A 410-nucleotide genomic window follows, 5' to 3' on the forward strand; every position below is an offset into this window, starting at 1 on the left:
CAGTTGAAGAGTTTAAAGAATTTTTGAAATGTCCAGTTGAAGAGTTTAAAGAATTTTTGAAATGTCCAATAGCAGTTAAACCTTATATTGATTGTTATAAGGAAGTGTATCTACCAATTCCTAAAATCAAAGAGGATGACTACAATATTAGTTTTTTCAATTATAACTTAATCAAAGATCCTTATGATGACTTTTATCAAAAAAACGTTAAATCCAATTCACGTCTCACTAAAAGTATAAAAATTGGTCGCAATGAGTCTTGTCCATGCGGTAGTAATAAAAAATATAAAAAATGTTGTAGTAATAGGTAAACTGGACACTTCCTTTTAGTTTTTGGAATTTAGATATCGAACTAAAATAAGATGGGATAAAAAATAGGCCTTGCTTCTTTTTTATATTTATAAAAGAGG

General features: G+C 27.6%; 1 protein-coding gene. It reads left to right on the top strand.

Translation table 11 applies throughout. The annotated features are described in order from the left end of the window. Positions 1 to 311, top strand: a 311-nt coding sequence (locus tag AC1DWA_RS33580; protein ID WP_477917848.1) for an SEC-C metal-binding domain-containing protein, incomplete at its 5' end; no start/stop codon positions are given. Positions 312 to 410: the final 99 nt, after the last annotated feature.

This window comes from Rhodococcus sp. P4_F3_2, from assembly GCF_056401335.1.